The sequence below is a fragment of the Phytobacter diazotrophicus genome (genome assembly GCF_052061655.1).
Lineage (GTDB): Bacteria > Pseudomonadota > Gammaproteobacteria > Enterobacterales > Enterobacteriaceae > Phytobacter > Phytobacter diazotrophicus.
Map to the genome: position 1 here is coordinate 72,354 of NZ_CM125428.1, position 21,515 is coordinate 93,868.

The 21,515-nt window shown below is 52.0% G+C and carries 20 protein-coding genes and 1 tRNA gene; 12 read left to right on the forward strand and 9 right to left on the reverse strand.

Annotation, left to right across the window (positions count from 1 at the left end):
- Positions 1-99 precede the first annotated feature (99 nt).
- From ACS0RQ_RS00360 to ACS0RQ_RS00370, 3 genes are read left to right on the forward strand one after another with little or no spacing between them, the layout of a single operon-like run.
- Entirely contained in the window at positions 100-1,011 is a 912-nt protein-coding gene (locus ACS0RQ_RS00360; RefSeq protein WP_271849191.1) for a helix-turn-helix transcriptional regulator, read from the forward strand.
- Between the two features lie 15 nt (positions 1,012-1,026).
- Positions 1,027-2,616 (forward strand): hypothetical protein, encoded by a 1,590-nt coding sequence (locus tag ACS0RQ_RS00365; RefSeq protein WP_271849192.1) that lies wholly within the window; start codon positions 1,027-1,029, stop codon positions 2,614-2,616.
- A 9-nt stretch (positions 2,617-2,625) separates the two neighbouring features.
- Positions 2,626-6,060: an AAA family ATPase gene (locus ACS0RQ_RS00370; RefSeq protein ID WP_271849193.1), complete on the forward strand. Its 3,435-nt coding sequence runs from the start codon at positions 2,626-2,628 to the stop codon at positions 6,058-6,060.
- 183 nt (positions 6,061-6,243) lie between these two features.
- On the opposite strand, the gene ACS0RQ_RS00375 is transcribed toward ACS0RQ_RS00370, so the two are convergent.
- Both ACS0RQ_RS00375 and ACS0RQ_RS00380 read right to left on the reverse strand, forming a co-directional pair.
- Positions 6,244-6,453: a YdgH/BhsA/McbA family protein gene (locus tag ACS0RQ_RS00375; protein WP_271849194.1), complete on the reverse strand. Its 210-nt coding sequence runs from the start codon at positions 6,451-6,453 to the stop codon at positions 6,244-6,246.
- Between the two features lie 231 nt (positions 6,454-6,684).
- On the reverse strand, positions 6,685-6,972 hold the full coding sequence (locus ACS0RQ_RS00380) for a SymE family type I addiction module toxin (protein WP_222556655.1): 288 nt from the start codon (positions 6,970-6,972) through the stop codon (positions 6,685-6,687).
- 136 nt (positions 6,973-7,108) lie between these two features.
- Here ACS0RQ_RS00380 and ACS0RQ_RS00385 point away from each other — a divergent pair, with 136 nt between their 5' ends.
- Positions 7,109-7,303 (forward strand): toxin-antitoxin system HicB family antitoxin, encoded by a 195-nt coding sequence (locus ACS0RQ_RS00385; protein WP_271849195.1) that lies wholly within the window; start codon positions 7,109-7,111, stop codon positions 7,301-7,303.
- Here the strand turns inward: ACS0RQ_RS00385 and ACS0RQ_RS00390 are convergent.
- The 6 genes from ACS0RQ_RS00390 to ACS0RQ_RS00415 all read right to left on the reverse strand — a co-directional run bounded on the left by ACS0RQ_RS00390 (position 7,300) and on the right by ACS0RQ_RS00415 (position 12,284).
- Positions 7,300-8,844: a reverse transcriptase domain-containing protein gene (locus ACS0RQ_RS00390; RefSeq protein WP_271849196.1), complete on the reverse strand. Its 1,545-nt coding sequence runs from the start codon at positions 8,842-8,844 to the stop codon at positions 7,300-7,302. The two genes, ACS0RQ_RS00385 and ACS0RQ_RS00390, sit on opposite strands and share 4 nt — an antisense overlap.
- A 509-nt stretch (positions 8,845-9,353) precedes the next feature.
- Entirely contained in the window at positions 9,354-9,689 is a 336-nt protein-coding gene (locus ACS0RQ_RS00395; protein ID WP_271849197.1) for a hypothetical protein, read from the reverse strand.
- Positions 9,690-9,893: 204 nt separating this feature from the next.
- Entirely contained in the window at positions 9,894-10,922 is a 1,029-nt protein-coding gene (locus tag ACS0RQ_RS00400; RefSeq protein ID WP_271849198.1) for a virulence RhuM family protein, read from the reverse strand.
- Positions 10,923-11,182: 260 nt separating this feature from the next.
- Entirely contained in the window at positions 11,183-11,392 is a 210-nt protein-coding gene (locus ACS0RQ_RS00405) for a YdgH/BhsA/McbA family protein (protein WP_271849199.1), read from the reverse strand.
- Positions 11,393-11,811: 419 nt separating this feature from the next.
- Positions 11,812-11,906 (reverse strand) — tRNA-Sec (locus tag ACS0RQ_RS00410).
- 153 nt (positions 11,907-12,059) lie between these two features.
- Positions 12,060-12,284 carry a hypothetical protein gene (locus tag ACS0RQ_RS00415; protein WP_271849200.1) on the reverse strand — a complete coding sequence of 75 codons (225 nt, stop codon included), beginning with the start codon at positions 12,282-12,284 and terminating at the stop codon, positions 12,060-12,062.
- A 276-nt stretch (positions 12,285-12,560) separates the two neighbouring features.
- On the opposite strand from ACS0RQ_RS00415, the gene ACS0RQ_RS00420 reads away from it, so the two are divergent.
- The 8 genes from ACS0RQ_RS00420 (at position 12,561) to ACS0RQ_RS00455 (ending at position 19,508) form a co-directional block, all read left to right on the forward strand.
- Entirely contained in the window at positions 12,561-14,114 is a 1,554-nt protein-coding gene (locus tag ACS0RQ_RS00420; RefSeq protein ID WP_271849201.1) for a BglG family transcription antiterminator, read from the forward strand.
- A gap of 25 nt (positions 14,115-14,139) precedes the next feature.
- Entirely contained in the window at positions 14,140-14,610 is a 471-nt protein-coding gene (locus tag ACS0RQ_RS00425) for a PTS sugar transporter subunit IIA (protein ID WP_039080095.1), read from the forward strand.
- A gap of 19 nt (positions 14,611-14,629) precedes the next feature.
- Positions 14,630-14,944 carry a PTS fructose transporter subunit IIB gene (locus tag ACS0RQ_RS00430; RefSeq protein ID WP_039080096.1) on the forward strand — a complete coding sequence of 105 codons (315 nt, stop codon included), beginning with the start codon at positions 14,630-14,632 and terminating at the stop codon, positions 14,942-14,944.
- Positions 14,945-14,962: 18 nt separating this feature from the next.
- The gene (locus ACS0RQ_RS00435) at positions 14,963-16,054 is read left to right on the forward strand and encodes a PTS fructose transporter subunit IIC (RefSeq protein ID WP_039080097.1); all 1,092 of its coding nucleotides are present in this window, start codon (positions 14,963-14,965) and stop codon (positions 16,052-16,054) included.
- A gap of 11 nt (positions 16,055-16,065) precedes the next feature.
- Positions 16,066-16,917: a class II fructose-bisphosphate aldolase gene (locus ACS0RQ_RS00440; protein ID WP_039080098.1), complete on the forward strand. Its 852-nt coding sequence runs from the start codon at positions 16,066-16,068 to the stop codon at positions 16,915-16,917.
- Positions 16,918-16,998: 81 nt separating this feature from the next.
- Positions 16,999-17,859, forward strand: coding sequence for a ketose-bisphosphate aldolase (locus tag ACS0RQ_RS00445; RefSeq protein WP_039080099.1), 861 nt, complete (start codon positions 16,999-17,001; stop codon positions 17,857-17,859).
- Between the two features lie 48 nt (positions 17,860-17,907).
- Positions 17,908-18,825: an ROK family protein gene (locus ACS0RQ_RS00450; RefSeq protein WP_271849202.1), complete on the forward strand. Its 918-nt coding sequence runs from the start codon at positions 17,908-17,910 to the stop codon at positions 18,823-18,825.
- Positions 18,822-19,508: a D-lyxose/D-mannose family sugar isomerase gene (locus ACS0RQ_RS00455; protein ID WP_271849203.1), complete on the forward strand. Its 687-nt coding sequence runs from the start codon at positions 18,822-18,824 to the stop codon at positions 19,506-19,508. The genes ACS0RQ_RS00450 and ACS0RQ_RS00455 overlap by 4 nt, the downstream gene beginning before the upstream one ends.
- A gap of 160 nt (positions 19,509-19,668) precedes the next feature.
- On the opposite strand, the gene ACS0RQ_RS00460 is transcribed toward ACS0RQ_RS00455, so the two are convergent.
- Positions 19,669-21,411 (reverse strand): AsmA family protein, encoded by a 1,743-nt coding sequence (locus ACS0RQ_RS00460; protein ID WP_271849204.1) that lies wholly within the window; start codon positions 21,409-21,411, stop codon positions 19,669-19,671.
- Positions 21,412-21,515: the final 104 nt, after the last annotated feature.

Below are 21,515 nucleotides of genomic sequence, written 5' to 3' on the forward strand. Positions count from 1 at the left end.
AGAATATGAAAAATGTGTTTTTTATCGCGCGCTCACTGACATAACGTGTCATCCGTTGCCATTACACTGCGGTTATTTTCTGCGAGTGAGGGATTCGAAGTGGGGAAAGCAACCGGAGCATACGAAAAGCTGGCGCACCGTCTGGCCGAAACAATCATCCTGTTTCACCAGCAAGAGCAGGTGACGCGCCAACAGTTAGCCGAGACATTTAACGTTTCCGGGCGCACTGTCTTTCGCGACCTTAGCCGCCTGAGCGCGATCATTGAACACATCAGCGGCGACAGTTACTGCCTGGCTCCGCAATATCATCAGGCGTTGCGTACCCGCGATATTCGCCAGTTGCTGGACATAGCGGGCGTTTCACCGCTTTTTGCCGGGCAGAACCCGGCCTTCTGGTCGGCGCTATTACAGACGGAAGGTATCCCACAATTTTCGATTAAACACCCGGCGGCAGAACATGAGAGTGAAAATGCGCTGTCCCGTCATTTCAGTCTGCTCCGCCAGGCCATTAGCGAACGCCGCAAATGCACATTTTTCTATAAAGAGAAGTCGCGCGTCGTTGAGCCGTACCGCCTGGTGAACGTGAAAAACGTCTGGTACCTGGCGGCCATGGAACAGGAAAACCTCAAAGGCTTTTTGCTGAGCGGCCTGGAGTGGCTGGAACTGTGTGACGAGACGTTTGTGCCGGAAGCGCGCATTGAGCAGTGCATCGATGAAGAAGATGACGTCTGGTTCAGCCTCAACAAATTCCCGGTACGCCTTCATGTGAATGCTTCCGTGGCGGGCTATTTCCTGCGTCGTGATGTGCTGCCAGGCCAGGTTATCGACACGCAAAACAGCGACGGTAGCCTGGAAATTACCTGCAAAATTGCCGATGAACGCCAGCTATTACCCTGGGTGCGCTACTGGCTGCCCAACCTGACCATTCTCTCCCCCGCATCGTTACACGCGACTTTGCAGACGCAGTTGGCCGACGCGCTGACGGCTTTCGCATCGCCAGAAAAACATTAATAAGGAGTGTTACACATGGCTGAAAATGACGTAATTAGCGAACAACATCGCGCGACGCCAGCGCCGTTAGATCTCTTAGACGAGACACATCAGGAACAACTGGCGGTGGATATGGACGCAGCATGGCGCGAGGCGGGCGGCGATCCGCTGGCGACGACGCAACTGCTACAGCAGTTTACGCAGCAGGCGAGCCATTCGTCGGATGCCGACCCGCTTATCTGGCTACAGGTGCAGTTTCGCCAGCATGCGGAACTATGGGCGAATGATGACGCGCTCACCCGTGATGCCGGCGAAATCGTCGAAACCGTAAAACGCCAGCAAGAACTGACAGTGTCCCTGAAAGCCGCGCGGCAGAAGGGCAAAAGCCGCGATAACTGGCTGGGCAAAGAGATGCAGCATTCGGCCCAGCGCCATGGCGTGCTCAGCACCGGGGAGTACGGGCAATCAATTGATAATGCGCTGACACATGCCAATAACCTGCTGCGCGACATTATCACCCGCAACGACGGGCAGATCAGCATGGCGCGCAATCTCGACGGGTTTATCGCCGAGGTGCACCACGTCAACACCTTTAATATCAACGCGAAGGCAGCAGGTTCCTCGGCGCGGGCTGAACTGGTGGTGAAACCGGGCAAGGCGTTCGGCAAAAACTCCGTGGATATTCAGATCAAAGATGGCAGTGGCAAAGTTGTGCGTCGCTACCAGGCGAAATATGGCGCGGATGCGGGCAGCACGGAAAAACTGTTCGAGCACGGCGATTACCGCGGCCAGGGTTCCCTGGTGCCGGAAGGCCACTCGGCGGATATGCAGCGTAAAGCGGTCGAAACCATTGATTATGACGGAGTGGAATCCACACCGTTATCGAAAGAAGAGGCGGTCCGCCAGCGCGAGAAGGCGCATAAAGAGAAACAGATCAGCGAGATGGACTGGCATAACGCGGATGCTATCACCGTTGGCAAACAGATTGGCAAAACCGCGCTGGTGGCGGCTGGCCTCGGGGTCTGCTTCCAGGGTGGGCGCATTCTGGCCCGTCGCCTGTGGAACAGCCTGACCGGCAAGGAAAACGCATCGGCGGGCGAAGATGTGCAGGAATTTGTCGAAGACTCACTCAAGACCGCAGGCAGTACCATGCTGACCGTCGCCACCTCAGGGGCGTTGCTGGTGGCCTCCCGTCGGGGCTTTTTGGGCAGCGTGATGAAAAACACGCCAGCCGGACGCATTGCGATGATCGGTTCGGTGGCGGTGGATAACCTCAAGAACCTCTACGACCTGGCGAAAGGCAATATCTCCAAAGAAGAGGCGCTGGATCGCGTCGCCAACACCACCGTTACTACCGTGGCAGGCATCGCAGTGGCGGAGGCGGGCGTCGGAATTGGCGCGGCTATCGGCACTGTTTTCGGCCCGGTGGGCACCTTTATGGGTGGCCTGGCGGGGGGCGTCATCGGCGGCATGCTGGGTAGCACGGTGGCAGACAAAGTCTACAAAGCCGGGAAAACGGTCGCTAAAGCCGCGGTCTCGGTGATTGCGGATACCGCGTCGGCTATTGGGCGGGGCGTTTCGAGCGTCGTCAGTTCCGTGGGCAGTTTCCTGAGCAGTTTTTGGTAAGGGGGAAGAATGGACAGTCTGTTAACGACCCGGCTGATAACCTGGATCCGCGCCGGACACGCCGGTTTTTATCTGCACAGCGGTGAAGATGATCGCATTGATACGTTGTTAAGCGCGGTAGCCAAAGAGACCGGTTTTCGGCTGCGGGAATGGAACCTGGCCTGGGGCTGGGTGGATTTCGACGATCGTCATCCGCTGGTGGCTGCTGGTATTTCAGCCCCCCCACAGGCCGATCAGATGTTGGCCGGATTGCTGGATGATGATCTGGAAAATACCATCCTGGTGTTCCGCAATATCAGAACCGTGCTGGACTCCTCGCCGCTGGTGGCCGCGCGTCTGCAACAACTGTTGCTGCGTATCCGCCGTCACCACAGCGGTGAGTGCTGCGTGGTTTGCGTGGATGACCGCGTGGACATTCCCTCACTGATTGAGCCGCTGATTACTCTGGTTGAATTGCCGCTTCCGCGCCGCGAGGCCATTCGCCAGCAGGCGGAACAGTTCGCCCGCGAACGTCACTTAACCGTGTCTGACGCGCTGCTTAACAGGATCAGCACCACGCTGACCGGTCTGACCGCCAGCCAGATTAGCCAGTCTCTGGCCGTTGCTCTGGAAAAACACGGTGAGCTTGACGAGAAAGCGCTCGCCGCGCTGCTCCAGGAAAAAGAGCAGATCATCGGCAAAAGCGGCGTGCTGGAAATGGTCAAGGTGCGCGAGAACCTGACGGACATCGGCGGGCTGGAGAACCTGAAAATATGGCTGGAGCGTAAAGCCGCTATTTTGCAGCGCCTGCCGGAGGCGGAAGAGGCTGGGTTGCAGGCACCGAAAGGGGTGCTGGTGGCGGGGATGCCGGGCTGCGGTAAATCCCTTACCGCCAAAGCGGTCGCCAACCTGTTCGGGCTGCCGCTGCTGCGTCTGGACATCGGCTCTCTGCTGGGTAAATACGTCGGGGAGAGTGAGCACAATATGCGCCGGGCGCTGGCGATGGCTGAGACCATCAGCCCCTGCGTACTGTGGGTGGATGAACTGGAAAAAGCGTTCGTCGGTATCGGGTCTTCTAATGCATCGGAAGTGACTTCCCGGCTGTTGGGCTACTTCCTGACCTGGATGCAGGAGAAAACCAGCGCGGTATTTGTGGTGGCAACGGCCAATAACGTTACCGCACTGCCGCCGGAGCTGCTACGTAAGGGGCGTTTCGACGATGTCTTTTACGTCGGCTTCCCGTATCTGGCTGAGCGTAAAGCCATTCTCAGTATCCACCTGAAAGCGGCCTGGCACACCTTCACGGCAGAACAGCAACAGCAACTGGCGGTGCTGTGCCGTAATTTTGCCGGAGCGGATATTCAAAACGCGGTGAATGATGCCCGCGAGAGCGCCTTCCTGGCCGGAGTGAATATCGATTATTCCCGCCTGTGCCGGGCGCTGGAGCGCACGGTTCCGCTGCGAGAGACCCTGCGTGACCAGGTGGGCCAGTATGAAGCGCTGTTCGAGAAGATGAAGCTGAAAGCGGCGTCGCATATCGATGGGCTCAGCCTGGCGGAGATGATCCGACTGGCGGATGACACCAACCCGCACGAGCGTTTGCGGGTAGCGCAGGCAGAAGAGTGCAGCGAAGATCTGCTCGAAAAACTGGCGAAAGACAGTTATGCAGAAGTGCGCCACGCGGTATACAGCAACCCGTATTGCACCGCGCGTATTCTGTCGGCCTGTATTGCCCCGGCGGAAACCGGCGAGGTTCACGATAAAACGTCGCTGGCACTGGCCTGCGTACACCATAACGCGCCAACTAACCTGCTGCTGTCGCTGATTCAGAAGAACAAGCTTAATGATGAGATTTTGCTGCAACTGGCGGAGAAAGCGCACTGCGTGGAGAGCGTGCTGGATGCACTATTATCGCGTAAAAACAGTGCGTTGCAGCAGGCGGTGTTACGTCACGCCAACTGCCCGGAAGCGCAGCGTGAAGAGTATCTCTACGAGCAAAATGATGCACTAAGAGCCGCCGTGGCGCTTAACCCGGCCCTCACTGCCGCACAGCAGGCGGTGTTGCTCAAGGACAATAAATCCGTGGTGCGTATCGCGCTGGCGAAAAACCCGGCGCTGGCCGAAGAGGTAAAACAGCAACTGGCGCAGGACAATGACAGCGCGGTGGTGGATGCCCTGGAAGAGGCGCAGAAGCAACCCGACGCACCGGCGCAGGAGAGCGCTGGCGGCGGCAATGATGACAGCGCGCTGCTGGCACAGCTCGACAAAGGTGATGTTCACGCTTTACTGGCGCTGGCGGAGCGGCGCAATCTTTCCGCGCTGGTGCAGCGTCGGTTTGCTCAGAAAGTGACGAATGAAGCGGCGCTGGCGACCCTGGCGGTGAACCCGAAATTAACGGCAGAGACTCAGCAAATTCTTGCCAGTGAAGGCAACCCGGCGGTGCGCGATGCGCTGGCCATCAACCCCGCGCTGGTGCCGACCGTGCAGGTTTATCTGTATCAGAATGGCCGGAAGGCCACCCAGCAAAGCCTGATGCAGAACGCGTCGCTCTGCGAAGAGGTGCAGTTGATGGCGGTCGGGCATAAAGACAGCGATGTGCTGGCGATTATGGCGCGGAACCCGATCGTTGGGGAAAGCGTGTGCGATATGTTGCTGGCAATTAATCGAATCAGAATTGATGAGAGTCTGACCGTTAACCCTAACATTTCACCAAAAGCACAGCGGACATTGTATTCCAGAAGTTATTACACATCGGCGGGCGACCGCGATGAACGGGTCAAGAATAAGCTTTGCAGAAATGAAAACCTTAGTGAAGATCTCTTCAACGAAATGGTTGCGTTAACAAAATACCACGACGATTTATTGTGTAATCCGTCAATTGGTAAGTTTAATTACGGAAAGATAGATAAGGGATTCAAGTTAATGTTCAACAGGATCTTTGGTGCATTTTTCGTTCCGGAGTATCTTGAAAATCCGGGGTTACCGGAAAGACTGCAATCTATCATTATCGAAAACAATAAAGATAATGCCCGATATTTAGCGCCAATCGCTGCGAATACAGGTTTAGTGCCTTCTCAACAGACTATCCTTAGCCAGAATGTCGATCTGGAGGTGCTACTGAACCTTATCAGGAATCCAGCCAGTACCTCCCGCACGGTTGAAACGGCAACGCAGCAGATTAAGCATGACGCCTCAATTAAAGATAAGTTGACTGAGAAGGTTAAAAGGGCAGCCGCAGCGTTCGAAAATAAAAAAGTCGAACTGGCAAAACAGCATGAGCTTACCCGCGACGGCTTTATCAAAAATATCACGACGGTAAACGATATTATTGAAAACGAACTGGTCACTTCACTGAAAGACGAGCTGGTTTGGCTAAGCGATTTTGCAAAGAGCCTTGGAATATATATTCCTGATATTCATTCTTTATTTAGTACCTTCGACTCTTCTTTATATGAAAATTTGTAAGTCTGGTGACTGATGTAACCCGGATAAAGCGCTTGCGCCGCATCCGGGAACCCACCGCGTGATATTCACCAAACCGCAAACGCAAAAAAGCCCCCGAAGGGGCCTGAACGGTTGTCTGGTAGAGGGCGAAACCGGTCGCCTTGCGGCGACCTGTCCGGCAGGTCCCTCTGCGACCATTCGGTCTTATTTGCTCAGTTCAGCGGTCATGTGAACCACGTTGTTCACGGTCGCTTCGGTAATTTTGTAAGAAGCCCCTTCCTGATGTGCCTGAGCGGCGATTTTGGCTTCTGCACCGTCGATGGTGGAGGCGCTTGCGGTTACGCTCTGAGCGAACGCACCGAAAGACATTACTGAAAGAGCGGCAACTGCAACGAAAGTTTTGATGGATTTCATGGTCGTATTCCTTAAGTTATTTGTTCGGTATAGGGCGTGTTGCCCTGATGTGATAAATAATAGACCGACCATCGGGTGATGAAAATCTAAACTATTTGCCGATAACATTCAAAAAAATAGAAAATGATTTGAGCGTGTTTGTGGGCACCAAAACCCCGGTGGCGCTACGCTTACCGGGGCTACGAACGGTAGCCCAGATAAGGCGTTGCGCCGCATCCGGGTTATTCGACATCACGCCGCCGCAAGTGCGCCTTTAATTTCCTTCAACGCTCGCTTCGCCTGCTTTAACTCTTCTGCCAGCGCTTGTTCTTTGTCGCTATTTGTCATCAGCACAATGCAACCATCCATCACCTTTACACTCACCTGACGCCCGGTGTCGAACCCCGCTTCACGTAGCCACTTGCCGGAAAGCGTCAAACTTGGCGTGCTGGTTTCACCATGATGTGGGCGATATCCCACAATTAACTGGCGTTCGGTTCCAGCAGGCGTAAAGTCCAGGGTAGAATGCAAATCAGCCATAATCAACTCCTTGATAGTTGGTGAGGTTAGCTCTCGTCAGGTATCGCAATTACCTGATGAGGGCGTTTAAAAAGTCAGGACGACTTATGTTAAGGTACGTACCTGAGTGGTTAAAGATTACTCTTGAGGTACGTACATGACAACCGCTAAACGCGATACCAACCAGTCCAAATCGGGTAAATCACCGACTTTTCAGATTAGGATTACCCCTGAGTTAAAGGCGCAGTTTGAAGCAGCGGCGAAAGATGCCGGGATGAGTTTGGGGAATTGGCTCAAGACCTTGGGTCGAAAGGAATTAATACGACGAGGTATTGAGCCAGAAAGGGGCTAATAGCTGTCAAAGCTTTCAATATCAGAAGAGTGACCATAAGCCGGTGGGGCTACAGTCTCAAGTCCAAAAGTGAAATAATGCTTCCTTGCTGCTCTCCAGCCCCGAATGAAGCTCGGCATTGTTGCGTTAGGAGTATCATTGCCCTTCCATGCATTAATATTTAACCAGCTCCCTTTAATGAAATCAATATTATTTGGTGTTAAACTTTGGATTTGATATTTACTAATTAAAATGGCCTGTCTTTTTATCATTGCGCGTTTAATTACATTTAACATCCATCCATCAAGCTCTTTTAATTTTTTAGGGTTTTCGATTAAGCAGTAAAATCCCATTAGACCTTGCATTCTATTTAGTCTTTTACCTTGGTTAATAAATGCTAATATATCTTCTTCTGCAAGTCCGCCATAAAGGAAATTTCTAATTTCGTATAATAAACCTAAGAGATCCCAGTCATAACCATCCTGTTTTGATACTCTGCTAGGATTAAATCCAAAACCTAAATAGTATATTAAGTATAAATTTACTAATCGTGATATTTTTTGCTTTATCTTTAATATGGTTTTGTCTGGGATTGTTAATCCATCTTCATGGAATCTATATCCGAGGTAATCAAAGTATGCGTATGTACGCATTTCTTGATTTGTATTGGAAATTATTGCAATGCCTGGGGATTTTTTTGTGTTTAGTTTTAACCCACTTTTTTGACAATGATTAAAGAAGCAATCCTCAATATCCTTAGCTTGGGAGTAATTGTCGCAAAGTGCAACTACATCATCTGCAAAACGAACAAATTTTCCAGACGTTGCTGATAGTGCTACATCCAAATCATGATTTGTTATATTTGCTAAAAGAAGAGAAATTGAGGATCCTTGCGGAGTGCCAGTTATCCTTTTCTTATGCTTATTGCTATTATAAGTATCATGAGGTGAGTATTTATGATGTAAAAAAGCGGTAAATATATGTTTTTCGTGTGGGGTTAAACTTAATTTTGATTCGTCATTAATTTGTTGTTTGAGATACCAAGAAGGAATTGAATCAAAATATTTTTCAAAATCGATCTGAACTGCAAATAATTTACCTTTTCTATTGTATGAATTTAAAGCAATTATTGCGTCAAAAACATTTTTATCTGGATGGTACGCAAAAGAAGACGGAGATAACCGTTTCAAATTTCTGTCTCTGGCTCTTCTCAATACAACATTAGCAAGAGCTGCATCAGGAATGGAAAAAGCCATAATACTTCTTTTAGAACCGTCAGGCTTTGGAATCAAATAATTAATTGCTGCAACTGGTTCGTATTCGAGTTTTAAAATTTTATACCAGATTGACTTTGCGAGAAAATTTGCATGCCGGGCACAATATGCAGCATCAAAATGTTTATGGGAAACAGGGTTCGGATGTACTTTGGGAATTCCTGCATTTACCCCGGTGCGTTTTTCAAATTGATAACGATATTTTTCATCCCTTTTTTTTTGAACTAATTCTTTATGAAAAGCTTTTTTGGATAGTCTTTTGATTTCTTTTTTAATTGCGTTTATCATTTCTTCTTTGTCGTCTGTTATTGTAGATAAGAAACATGATAAAAGGACCGACGGTGGGGTTGTTAGTCAGGGATTCCAGTAACTAAAGTCACTGTCATGTGCTACGTTTCCGAAGCACAAGGCATCAGCATCCAAGATGCTGGGTACTTTACCCCACCGCCGTAGGCTACTACGCCATAAACTTAAATTAAGTGATGTTTTTGCATAAAGCAATAGTTCATTTTAAATAAATAATAAAACTGTGGAGAAGTTCATTTTCTCAGCTTTTAGTAATCCATGTTGAATAAAACATAGATGTATTTGTTGTAATAATCCTAATTATATATTTTTTTGATATAAAATTATATTTTTGACACGAAATGATTAATGGTAAAATTGTAGTAACACTGAAATATTGTAAAGTATTGCTTAACAGTGAGTTAGGGGTTTTTGGTATACCAAATTTGATAAAATCTTTTTTTGCTTGCAGGCTACATATAGTCCTTTTACTCGCAGATAGGCTGCCAACGTTATGGATTAGCGTATTCGAGGATTTCTTCGCCCATCAGCGTGCAGTCATTAAGGAAGATAAACCGCATCCGATATTTGCCTTTATAGATATTTCCCCATGCCTGCAATACATCGAAATATTGTGATCTGTTTTGCGGATTTTGGCGTTTTGCCTGCGGGGTGACATGGTCATGAATTTCCGCCCTGTCATCATTATCACGATAAAAGACCAGCAGTTTTTTGGCTTCTGAAATTGCCTGTGTCTTACAGGTTTCGGCAGACTTTTTCTCAGCGGCGAATGACGAGAAAGAGAGTGTAAATAATAAAGATGTCACGAGGGCGGCAATAGTTTTCATCTTGAGGCGACCTTTTAACACGTAAACGATGGGTGCCTGTTGTCACCCAACCAGGGTTAATAAGGTTACTCTACTTACGTCGTAAGATGTCCACATATTGAGCGTTGCCGGATCGCAGTCGTAAAAAGCAGGCGTAGCCCGAATAAGGTTTTTACGCCGCATCCGGGAAGGAACCTGGCGGCGCGATACTTGCCGGGTTAAATGCTATTTCCCGGCCTTTGTTTCCCATTGGAGCAATCCTGAAATATCTTTTTCACCCTCTGCCTCTTTCAGCCGACGTTGCTGCTCGGCAAATTGAACATATTCAGCCTGTGCTTTTTCGTCAGCGGCCTTCTTACTGACTGAACCCGCATCCTTTAACACCTCACGGTCGTTAAATTGCAGAAACTGATCCAATTTTATCTGCCAGTCATGCAGGAAAACCTGTTTGCGTCGGCGGGCCTGGTCTTCGGCAAAGTCCAGCCACATATTGACCACGCGATTGAGTTCGCCGATCTCTTCAGGATTGAGATAATTTTTGGCTACCGTGACATCGCTTTTGCGCACTTCTTCACTTTTGTAACTGGTCAACCCCATATGAGGTTTACTGGCGTCAGAGCGTTGGTTGATGAGTTCCGCCGCAGTATAGCCGGTGCAGGCAAAATGCAGTTTGTTCTGGATGGTTTGAAAAAAAAGCGTGGTTTCTTTGAGCGAAGGTTGATAGTCAGCGGCAAGGGCAAAGATCTCACGAACCCGTAAATAAACCCTGCGTTCACTGGCACGGATATCGCGGATGCGTTCGAGCATCTCATCGAAATAATCGGGAACAGCTGAAGAACCCACGGGTGGATTTTTCAAACGCTCATCATCCATCACGAAACCTTTAACAAGGTATTCCTGAAGTGTTTGCGTTGCCCACTGGCGGAATTGCGTGCCTCGTATGGAACGGACGCGGTAGCCTACGGCGAGAATCAGCGGCAAACTAAAGAATTGAACATTGTATGTTTTTCCATCGACGGCAGTTGTTCGGTAAAACCGAACAACTGAATTTTCGTCCAGCTCTGCGTCTTCGAAGATATTCTTTATATGCCCACTGATAGTGGATTTGGCTTTGCCATACAGGTCGCAAATCATTGCCTGAGAAAGCCAAAGAGTATCGTTCTCGAAGCGACATTCAATACGCACTTTCCCGTCGCCGCTGGTGAACATTAAGAATTCACCTGCGGGCGATTGGGTTAATTCTCCATTTGTCATGCCACCTCCGAATCGCGAGCCGAATCTATCAAGTATGCCAGAAACACAGCCTGCGGTTCATTAGGTGAACAACTGATATGGGCATAACACCTATTGGTCGACAAGATACCTGCGCCGCCATCCGGGGATCCACCAGAGCAATATTTACCGAACCACAAACGCAAAAAAGCCCCCGAAGGGGCCTGAAGGGTTTTCTTTGAGGGCGAACCTGGCCGCCTTGCGGCGACCTGTCCGGCAGGTCCCTCTGCGACCATTCGGTCTTATTTGCTCAGTTCAGCGGTCATATGAACAACGTTGTTCACGGTCGCTTCGGTAATTTTGTAAGAAGCCCCTTCCTGCTGTGCCTGAGCGGCGATTTTGGCTTCTGCACCGTCGATGGTGGAGGCGCTTGCGGTCACGCTCTGAGCGAAAGCACCGAAGGACATCATGGAGAGAGCGGCAACTGCAACGAAAGTTTTGATAGATTTCATGGTCGTATTCCTTAAGTTATTTGTTCGTAGTAGGGCGTGTTGCCCTGATGTGATAAATAATAGGCCGACCATCGGGTGATGAAAATCTAAACTATTTGCCGATAACGTTCAAAAAAATAGAACATGATTTGAGGGTGTTTGTGGGCACCAAAACCCCGGTGGCGCTGCGCTTACCGGGGCTACGAACGGTAGCCCATATAAGGCGTTGCGCCGCATCCGGTTATTCGACATCAGGCCTTTAATAGAATCAAAAGAATGATTCACATCGCTATTTTTCTAACGTAGCTATCAACTCAAACGCTTTATTTATACATTTTGATTGTAATTCTGATGATAAATCATGCGCTAAGTTTAAAAGAAAATGAGTTACCGTCTTTTCTTTAAAAATTAACGTAAGGGGGGATATATATGAGGAACTTTGGCGGAAGATCACAGGAGTCGAACCTGCCCGGGACCGCTGGCGGCCCCATCTGGATTTGAAGTCCAGCCGCCTCACCGGAGACGACGATCTTCCGCGCCTCGATTGCTACATGGAGGCGGGGCGCATTATAGCCACTTTCAACCATTTACCACATCCCCCATCACACTTTTTTCTCGGTCTGCTGTCCGCTTTTCCATACGTTTAGGTTAAATACCAACTTATTCATATGGTTATTGAAACTTTCTCTTACGGCACAATCGCCGTCATAGTAAACAACAGGCGCAATTCGGTAGCTAAATTCGTGCGCACCACGCACAACCCGTAGAGACTGTGAACGTTTTCAGCCTCTTTTAGCCACGGTTGACCATTGTCCAGCATGACAACCACAGCGACATCTTTGCTTCCCTGGCGCAGAGCGTGCAGCGGGGCGGGAGCAGCACAATCACTGGCATATCTCCCGTGCCCCGCCACGTCTTTCCAGACATCCCGAAAAAAATCACCTTATTTAAAATTTTTTATTCCTCCATATTTGCGAGCGCTATCACGTTAATTAGCGCGAAAAGTGTGATCTGCGCTGTAAATATCTCTGAGATCCCGCTTGTTGTCTTATTTTTTGTCCGGAAGGCAGGACACGATTTAGTATTGTCGTTATTTCAATGCCCTTTTATATTTATCATTACGGATTGCAAGCGGAGCTTATCTGTTTTAGAGCTTCATCATTATTTTTAATCTGTGTAAGGGTAAAGAATGCAAATGATTACCTCGCGACAAAACAGATTATTGAAATTCCTTCTTCCGCGAAGGGAATTTATTACATTGTTAAAAATCGCTGAATACTTAAATGTATCGGAAAAAACTATTCAGCGGGATTTACGCATCCTTGAACCGTGGCTGGCAGAATGGAATATCGGCATTAATAAGCGTGCCGGTGCCGGGGTCATGCTCAGCGCAGACAATGTCACTGACCTGTTGCACCTCGATCAGTTGCTTGGCACTGAAGGTGATGATGCAGACGGCATGATGAATAATTCCCGGCGCGTGAAAATAGCGTCGCAATTATTAAGCGAAACGCCACATGAAACGTCCATCAGCAAATTATCGGAGCGCTATTTTATCAGTAGCGCCTCTATTGTGAATGATCTGAAAGTGATTGAGTCCTGGATTGCTCCGCTGGGATTGACGTTAATTCGCAGCCAGAGCGGAACGCATATCGAAGGCAGCGAAAGTAGCGTGCGTCAGGCAATGGCTTCGCTGATCAATGGTGTTATTAACCATAACGAACCGGGAAGCGTAATTTATTCCCGCCTCGATCCGGGCAGTTATAACGCGCTGGTCCATTACTTTGGTGAGGAAGATGTTTTATTCGTTCAGTCATTATTACAGGAGATGGAAAACGATCTTTGCTGGTCATTAGGTGAACCCTATTACGTCAATATTTTCACCCATATTTTAATCATGATGTACCGCATTACCCGCGGCAATGCGCTGCCAAAAAAAGACGACAACGCCAGTACCTTTGATGAAAACATCTTTGCCGTTGCCAGTCGTATGATCCAGCGGATTGAACAGCGCATCGCCCACCCGCTGCCGGAAGACGAAGTCTGGTTTATTTATCAGTACATTATCTCGTCCGGCGTGGTGATTGAAGAGCATAACGACGTCAGCATGATTGGTCATATGCACTCCAGCGACGAAGCCCGGCTGATTACTCACCGGCTTATCGCCACCTTCGCCGATATGGTCGATAGCGACTTTAGCCAGGATGTCGCGCTCTATGACGGGTTGCTGATTCATATTAAGCCGTTGATTAACCGCCTGAATTACCAGATTCGCATTCGTAACCCGCTGCTTGATGATATCAAAGGCGAATTGCAGGACGTCTGGCGCTTGACCCGGTGCGCGGTGAATCGGGTGTTCAGCGGCTGGGGGGAACAGGCGGTGTCGGAGGATGAAATTGGTTATCTGACCGTTCATTTCCAGGCTGCGATGGAGCGACAGATCGCCCGCAAGCGCGTATTGCTGGTCTGCTCGACGGGTATCGGAACCTCACATCTGTTGAAAAGCCGCATTCTGCGTGCCTTCCCGGACTGGACCATCGTTGGCGTGGTCTCTGCGGGAAGCCTGCCGTCCGTACTGACGGACGATATTGAACTGGTTGTCTCGACGATCAATCTGCCGGTCATTACTCTGCCGGTGGTATACGTCACCGCGTTTTTTAATGATGCCGATATTAAGCGTGTGACGGAAACGGTTATTACGGAAAAATTGCATCGTGCGACGTCTCTGGTCGTCGAACATTAATATCTGAATCCATGAGGTATGTTTAATGGACATAACAAAAATCCTGAATACGAATCGCGTTATTTTAGATATGAAAGCTACAAATAAAACGGAGGCGATTGAGGAATTAACCGACCTGTTGCAAAAAGATGGCGCTATTAGTTGCCGGGAAACGTTTATTCAGGATGTCTGGCAACGTGAATCAGAAGGGTCGACCGGCTTCGAAAACCATATCGCGATACCCCATGGTAAATCTTCAGCAGTGGTCAATACCACCCTGGCGATTGGACGCACACGCCAGGATATTCCCTGGGAAACTCTGGATGGCAGTAATGTGCGCTGCATTATTTTATTTGCTGTACGGCTTGAAGATCAAAACACGACGCATATTCGCCTGCTTTCTCAGGTGGCGGGTGCACTGGCGGATGAAGAGATCATCGAGCAATTACTGGTCGAACGTAGTCCACAAAAGATTATTGACTTGTTTAGTCAATATGCCGAATCCGATGTTTGCTAAATAAAAAGTGGAGCATGTTATGAATATTGTTTGTGTCGCTGCCTGTACGGCAGGTATTGCACATACGTATATTGCCCGCGAGAAGTTAATTAAAGGCGCAAAAGCGCTTGGGCATAATATTAAAGTTGAAACTCAGGGAACAATCGGTACCGAAAATGAGTTACTGGCGGAAGATATTTCCGCAGCCGACGTCGTTATTCTTGCGGTCGATGTCAAAATAAAAGGAGAAGAACGTTTCATTAATAAACGCATCGTGCGAGTTAAAACCGAAATTGTCATTAAATCACCCGTTCAGTTTCTTGAAAAGGTCGAGAAATCATTAGCTAATGCGTGATCCTTATCTGGAGGTCACATGAGTGAAAATAAAGTTCCTGTTTCGCAGGAAATAAAAAGACATCTTTTGACGGGCATCTCGTGGATGATTCCGTTAATTGTGGCGGCGGGCATCTGTATTGCCCTCGGCCAGGTACTCGGCGGCACAAACGTTGGAGAAAAAACGGGCACCATCCCCTGGATGCTCAATCAGATTGGCGGCTGGGGAATGGGGTTGATTGTCCCCCTGATCAGCGCCGCCATTGCCTACTCCATTGCTGACCGTCCCGGATTCGCGCCGGGCCTGATTGTCGGCTTTGTCTGTGGGCAAATTCATACCGGGTTTATCGGCGGGATGCTGGGTGGATTTCTGGTCGGCTACACCGTCCTGCTGCTTAAACACTATATCCGTCTGCCGAAATCCATGCAGGGGCTGATGCCCATCATGGTGCTGCCCGTCCTGAGCACCATTATCGGCGGCCTGTTGATGATGACCCTGATTGGCAAACCCATTGCCTGGCTGCAGGAAGCGCTGATCCACATGTTGGAGTCGATGCAGGGCGGTTCACGTTTCCTGATGGGGGCGATCCTTGGCGCGATGGCAACGTTTGACTTCGGCGGCCCGGTGAACAAAACCATGTCGCTGTTTGCCGATGGTCTTCTGGTCAGCGGTGTTTACGGGCCGGAAGCGGTGAAATTTGTCGGCTCCATTATTCCGCCGTTCGGCATCACCCTCTCTTTCCTGCTGACGCGCCACAAATACACCCGCGCCGAACGTGAAGCGCTGAAAGCGGCCTTCCCGATGGGGATCTGCATGATTACCGAAGGGGTTATCCCGATTGCGGCGCGTGATCTGCTGCGCGTGGTCGGTTCCTGTGTGGTGGCCTCGGCGATTGCGGGTGGCCTGATCATGGTGTGGGGCGTGGAAAGCCCGGTTCCGCACGGTGGCATGTTTGTGGTGCCGCTGTTTACCCATCCGCTGCTGTTCTGCCTGGCGTTGGGGATAGGCACGGTTATCTGCGGCGTGATGCTCTCGCTGTGGAAGAAACCGGTGACCGAACGTGACGAAGAGTTTGACGAGCTTAGCGATAAGAAACTGAAAGACGAAGAGATCACCTTCACCCTGGAATAAACGGAGACCGTATGTTTGCCGACATGAAAAGTATGGTGACCAAAGCCTGGCGTGAACACTATGCGCTTCTGGCCATCAACTGTATGAACCTCGAAAGCGCCCGCGCGGCGGTGCGGGTTGCCGAGAAACATCGCGCGCCGATTATCCTGAACCTGTATCAGGGACATCTGGCGCATTTTCCGCCACCGGTTGCCGTGGCGGTGGTGAAAGCACTGGCCGACGAGGCCACGGTGCCGGTCACGCTGGCCCTTGACCACGGGAAAGATCCGGTGCGCATTCGTCAGGCGTTTCGCGCCGGGTTTAGCGGGCTGATGATTGACGCCTCTGCCTTCCCGCTGGAAGAGAACATCCGCCAGACCCGCGCGGTGGTTGAGCTGGCCGCCAGCGCCGGGCTGTGTGTGGAAGGTGAGCTGGGCCATCTGGCCGATGCGCCGCGCTATGACCACGCCACCAATGCGGATCTCATGACGCAGGCCGCCGACGTTGAACCGTTTATTGCGCAGACCGGGATTGATCTGCTGGCGGTTTCCGTTGGCACCGCGCACGGCATGTACGCCCCCGGCATCACGCCAGCTATCGATTTTCAGCGCCTGGAAGAGGTTGCCCGTAAATCGACGGTCCCGCTGGCATTGCACGGCGGTAGCGGCACCCCGTTTGACCAGATGCAGCGTTGCCCGTCCTTTGGCGTCGCCAAGATCAATGTCGGCGCGGCGGTGTTCGAAGCTGGAAAGGCCGCGCTGCTGCATACCCTGTGTCATGACAGTTCCCGCGAACTGGTGGATGTGCTGATCGCCATGGAGCAGGCCAGCGAAGAAGCCATTATCCCGTATCTACAGGCCAGCGGCGCTATCGGCAAAGCCTGATTCTTTTTTCTGTTACGCCTTCTATGCCTCTGCAACGACGCACCGGCAGGGCTTGCTACACCCCGAAACTGGAGAATTAACATGTTAATTTCGATGAAAGAGTTACTGAAACCCACCCGCCAACACGGTTTCGCCATTGGTGCGTTCAACGTGGCGGATAGCTGCTTCATCCGCGCGGTGGTGGAAGAAGCGGAAGCCACTAACACGCCTGCGATTATCTCCATCCACCCCAGCGAACACGATTTTGTCGGGGATAGCTTTTTCGGCTATGTCCGCGATATCACCATGCGCAGCCCGGTGCCGTTCACCCTGCATCTGGATCACGGCGCGTCGGTCGAGCATGTGCTGCGGGCGATCCAGTGCGGATTCACCTCGGTGATGATTGACGGCTCGCTACTGCCCTATGAGGAGAACGTGGCGCTGACCAAAGAAGTGGTGCGTCTGGCGCATGCGGTGGGCGTTTCGGTGGAAGGGGAGCTGGGCACCATCGGGCAAACGGGCACATCCGTGGAAGGCGGCGTGTCGGAAGTGACCTATACCGACCCGGCACAGGCAGAGGATTTTATTGCCCGCACCGGGGCAGACACTCTGGCGGTGGCGATCGGTACGGCGCATGGTATCTACCCGAAAGGAATGCAGCCGAAGTTGCAAATGAACATTCTGCGCGACATTGCCGGGCGTCTGGATATTCCGCTGGTATTGCATGGCGGTTCGGCGAACCCGGATGCGGAAATCGCCGAGTCCGTGACCCTGGGGGTGGGCAAAATCAACATCTCCAGCGACATGAAATACGCCTACTTCCAGAAAGTGCGTGAGATCCTCGCCCGCGAAACCTGGTGGGATCCGAACGTGATCTACCCGGACGCGATCAACGCCGCGCGAGAGGTGATCCGCTACAAAATGAAGCTGTTTGGATCAACCGGGAAAGCGTCACTCTACTAAGGCCATGGAGGCGGGTTCGCCCGCCTCTTTCGCAATAAGGAAAGGGATATGTACTACCTGGGGCTGGACATCGGCGGCACCAAAATCGCGGCGGTGGTGATGGATGAGCAAGGGCAGGAAAAGGCGCGTTACCGCTGCCCGACGCAAAAAGCGAGCTATCCGCAGTTTGTTGAATCGGTGGTCGCCTTTATTGACCAGATTCGCCATGACATGCAGCAGCCGATGATGACGGGGATTGCCCTGCCGGGGAGCGTCTCGCCGCTGAGCGGGCTGATTAAAAATTCCAATATTCAGGTCATTAATGGCCGCGCGTTGCAGGCGGATCTCCAGCAATTACTGGGGCAGACAGTGGTGATGGCGAACGACGGCAACTGTTTCGCCTTGTCGGAAGCGTGTGACGGTGCGGGGCAGCAGCATGAAGTGGTGTTTGGTATCACGCTCGGTACCGGCTGCGGCGGCGGGATAGCCATTCACCGCCAGCCATTTGTCGGCGCGTGGGGAAATGCCGCCGAGTGCGGTCACATTACCCTGCCGGGATACCGCGAGCAGCACGATGGCCCGACGGTGCGTTGTTATTGCGGTAAGGATAACTGCGTGGAGTCGTTTGTCTCCGGGACGGGGTTGAGCGAGCGCTATCAGTTGTTCAGTGGGCAACATCTTACAGGTGATGCGATTGTGGCGCTGGCGCAGCAGAATGAACCCAACGCCGTGCGGCAGGTGGCGCGGTTTCGCCAACAGCTTGCCCGCACCCTGGCGACGGTGGTGAATCTTCTCGACCCCGGCGTGATTGTGATTGGCGGTGGGTTATCGAATGCAGAGTCGCTTATCGCTAATCTTGAAGCCGACGTTGCCCCTTTCGTTTTTACCGATCATTTCTCTACCCCTATCGTGAAAGCCCATCACGGCGACAGCAGCGGCATGCGCGGCGCTGCCTGGCTTGCCATTCGAACCGGGAGAACAGAATGAAACGTTCACAGATTAACTATGCCATTGATAAAGCGCACGCCATCGCCGAGACGTTCCGGGTGTGCCTGCCGGAGTTTGCCTTTTTCACCGTCGATGCCTGGCGAAAGCAGCCGTTGGAGGAATGGAGTGAGGTGCTGGATCTGCAACTGGGCTGGGATATCACCGATTTTGGCCACGGCGATTTTAGCAAAACCGGCCTGACGCTGCTGACGTTGCGTAACGGTGCGCTGAATTCAGCCACCTACCCGAAGCCGTATGCCGAAAAGATGTTGCAAATCCAGCAGGAGCAGCAGACGCCGTGGCATTTTCATCGCCATAAAATGGAAGATATTCTGAACCGGGGCGGTGGCGATTTGTGTATGCAGTTCGGCTGGGCGACGGATGAGGCGCTGTTTGACGAGCGGCGTTCGGTGGAGGTGCGTGTGGACGGGCGGCGGCGTACGTTTAAGCCCGGTGAGACGCTGGTGTTAAAACCGGGGCAGGGGGTGTGTCTGCCACCGCGTCTGTATCACCGTTTCTGGGCCGAGAAAGCGTTTGTGCTCGGTTGGGAGATTTCGATGGTGAATGATGATAAGCGCGATAACCATTTCCTCGAGCCCGGCGGGCGTTTCCCAACCATCGACGAGGATGTGCCCGTGAAGTGGTTGTTATGCCATGAGTATGGGCGTTTGAATGTGACGTGATTTTCCCGGATGCGGCGTGCCTTTCTCCCTCTCCCTTTGAGGGAGAGGGCAGGGGTGAGGGGCATTGGCGGCACGGTTGCCAGGTTCACGGATGCGGCGTAAACAACGCGTCCATCCTCAACGGTAGCCCCGGTAAGCGCAGCGCCACCGGGGAAAAGGGTTACGGCGTGGGCTGTGTCTCAGCGGGCACTGGCACAGGTGCCGACGCTGGCGCAGCCGCTTCACCGCCTGACACCACGCCGCTGCGCATCGTCTGTTTCACCTGTTGTTGCTGGGCATTTACAGCGGAAAGCTCACCATCAACCGTTGGTTTTAACGGCGCATCGGCCTGAATACGGCCCGTGGCGCTCAACTGCAGATTACCGTCGCCACCGATCGGCAACGCGGGCCATCCCCACTGCTGCAATACATTCATCGGCACGCCACGCCCGTTCAGGCTCACCCGCACGGTGCGGTCCGGCGTCTGCCCGACCACAGCGGTGGCTTCCAGCATCCCTTTCTCGACAAAGGCGCTCAGCTCGGTAATGTTCACCGAACTGCCGTTGGCGCTTAACGCCAGCGACGGCCTGCGCACATCCACCCGGTTAAAGGTCGCAGCGGCGGCATTGATCTTCACATCGCCATTCCACACGCCCCACTTGTGGTCGCGAGCCAGTTGCACGTTGGTGCCGTAGCCATCCAGTGACGTCAACTGCCACGGGAAAGCCGGGTCGATATCAATCACCAGGTTGCGACTGGCGCTGAACCTGGTCAGCGTGACGCTATTCAGCCAGTCGGGCAGGGTGTCCATCCACAACTGCTTCCAGTTGGCAGGCAGCGTATATTCCAGCCCGACGATGGCTGCATCGTTCAGCACCAGCGCTTTTCCGCTGCGCGTCCAGTAGCCGGATGTGCGCACCATTCCGTTTTCCCAGCGAGTGGTAAACTGCTGCATCGCGATGCCCGCCGGGGTAAATTCCGCGTTTATAATCGGGTCGAACAAATGCAGCGAACCGTAGATAAACTCATTGGCATTCATCGACAACTGGCCGTCATCTGTATGCCAGTCGCCTTTGGTTAGCGTCAGGTTACGCAGCGTCAGGTCCAGATCGGCAATTGCCCATTCTGGCCCCTGCAGACGGGCATCGGTCACATCCAGCCGCCCGATTTGCAACGACGGCAGAGTCGTGAGCGGTGCAAAGAAATCTTTCAGCGATTTGTCGCTCTGCAGGCGAATATCAGTCAGCCGCAGGTTATCCACCACCCAGCCGCCATCCGCGTCGCGTCGTGCATTCCCGGTCAGCGAACCCCGCGCCATATCCGCACCGATGGTGGTTAATGTAACCGTGCCTTTATCAATGCTGCCCTGAATCAATACATTGCTGGCGGGCACGCCGTTAAGCGTCATCGAACCGGCGCTCATCTGAATTTGCGCCTGCGTGCCGAGCACATTGCCCTCGACAGGCTGCCAGGGGCTTACGCCGCCAGTGACGCGTTGCGCACTCAGATCCCAACCGGTCGCCGGGCTGTTAAAGGCCATATTGCTCAGTTGCAGACGGTCAGCCTGGAAGGGGAGTGGCGCGGTGGCCGGGGACAGATTCAGCGTGCCGTCCTGCAGCAAAATGGTGTCGGTGTGGAGAGGGTCTGTGAACTGGCGGCTACTCAGGCCGATATCAACGGTTTTGGCGACCAGAGTAGCGGGCTGCCCTTTACGGCCAAAATTGACGTTGCGTAACAGCACATGGGAAGGCGAGGAAAGCTGGTGGTCAATGGCCTCAACGGTGAGGTGATATTGACTCTTTTCGTTTACCCAGTTAGCAACCTGCGTTGCACCCCAGCGGGTCTGCAGCAGGAAATAACCGGCCACCATCGCCAGCAGCAGGACGACAATGACGAAAATTAGCAGCTTTCCAATAAATTTCATGATCTTCCACCCTCGTAAGCCTGTACAGGAGTTATGCACGATTTATGCGCATTCCTCAAGGCACGAATGGTGAAAGAGCGTTACAGAGGCAACGGAAAACATCC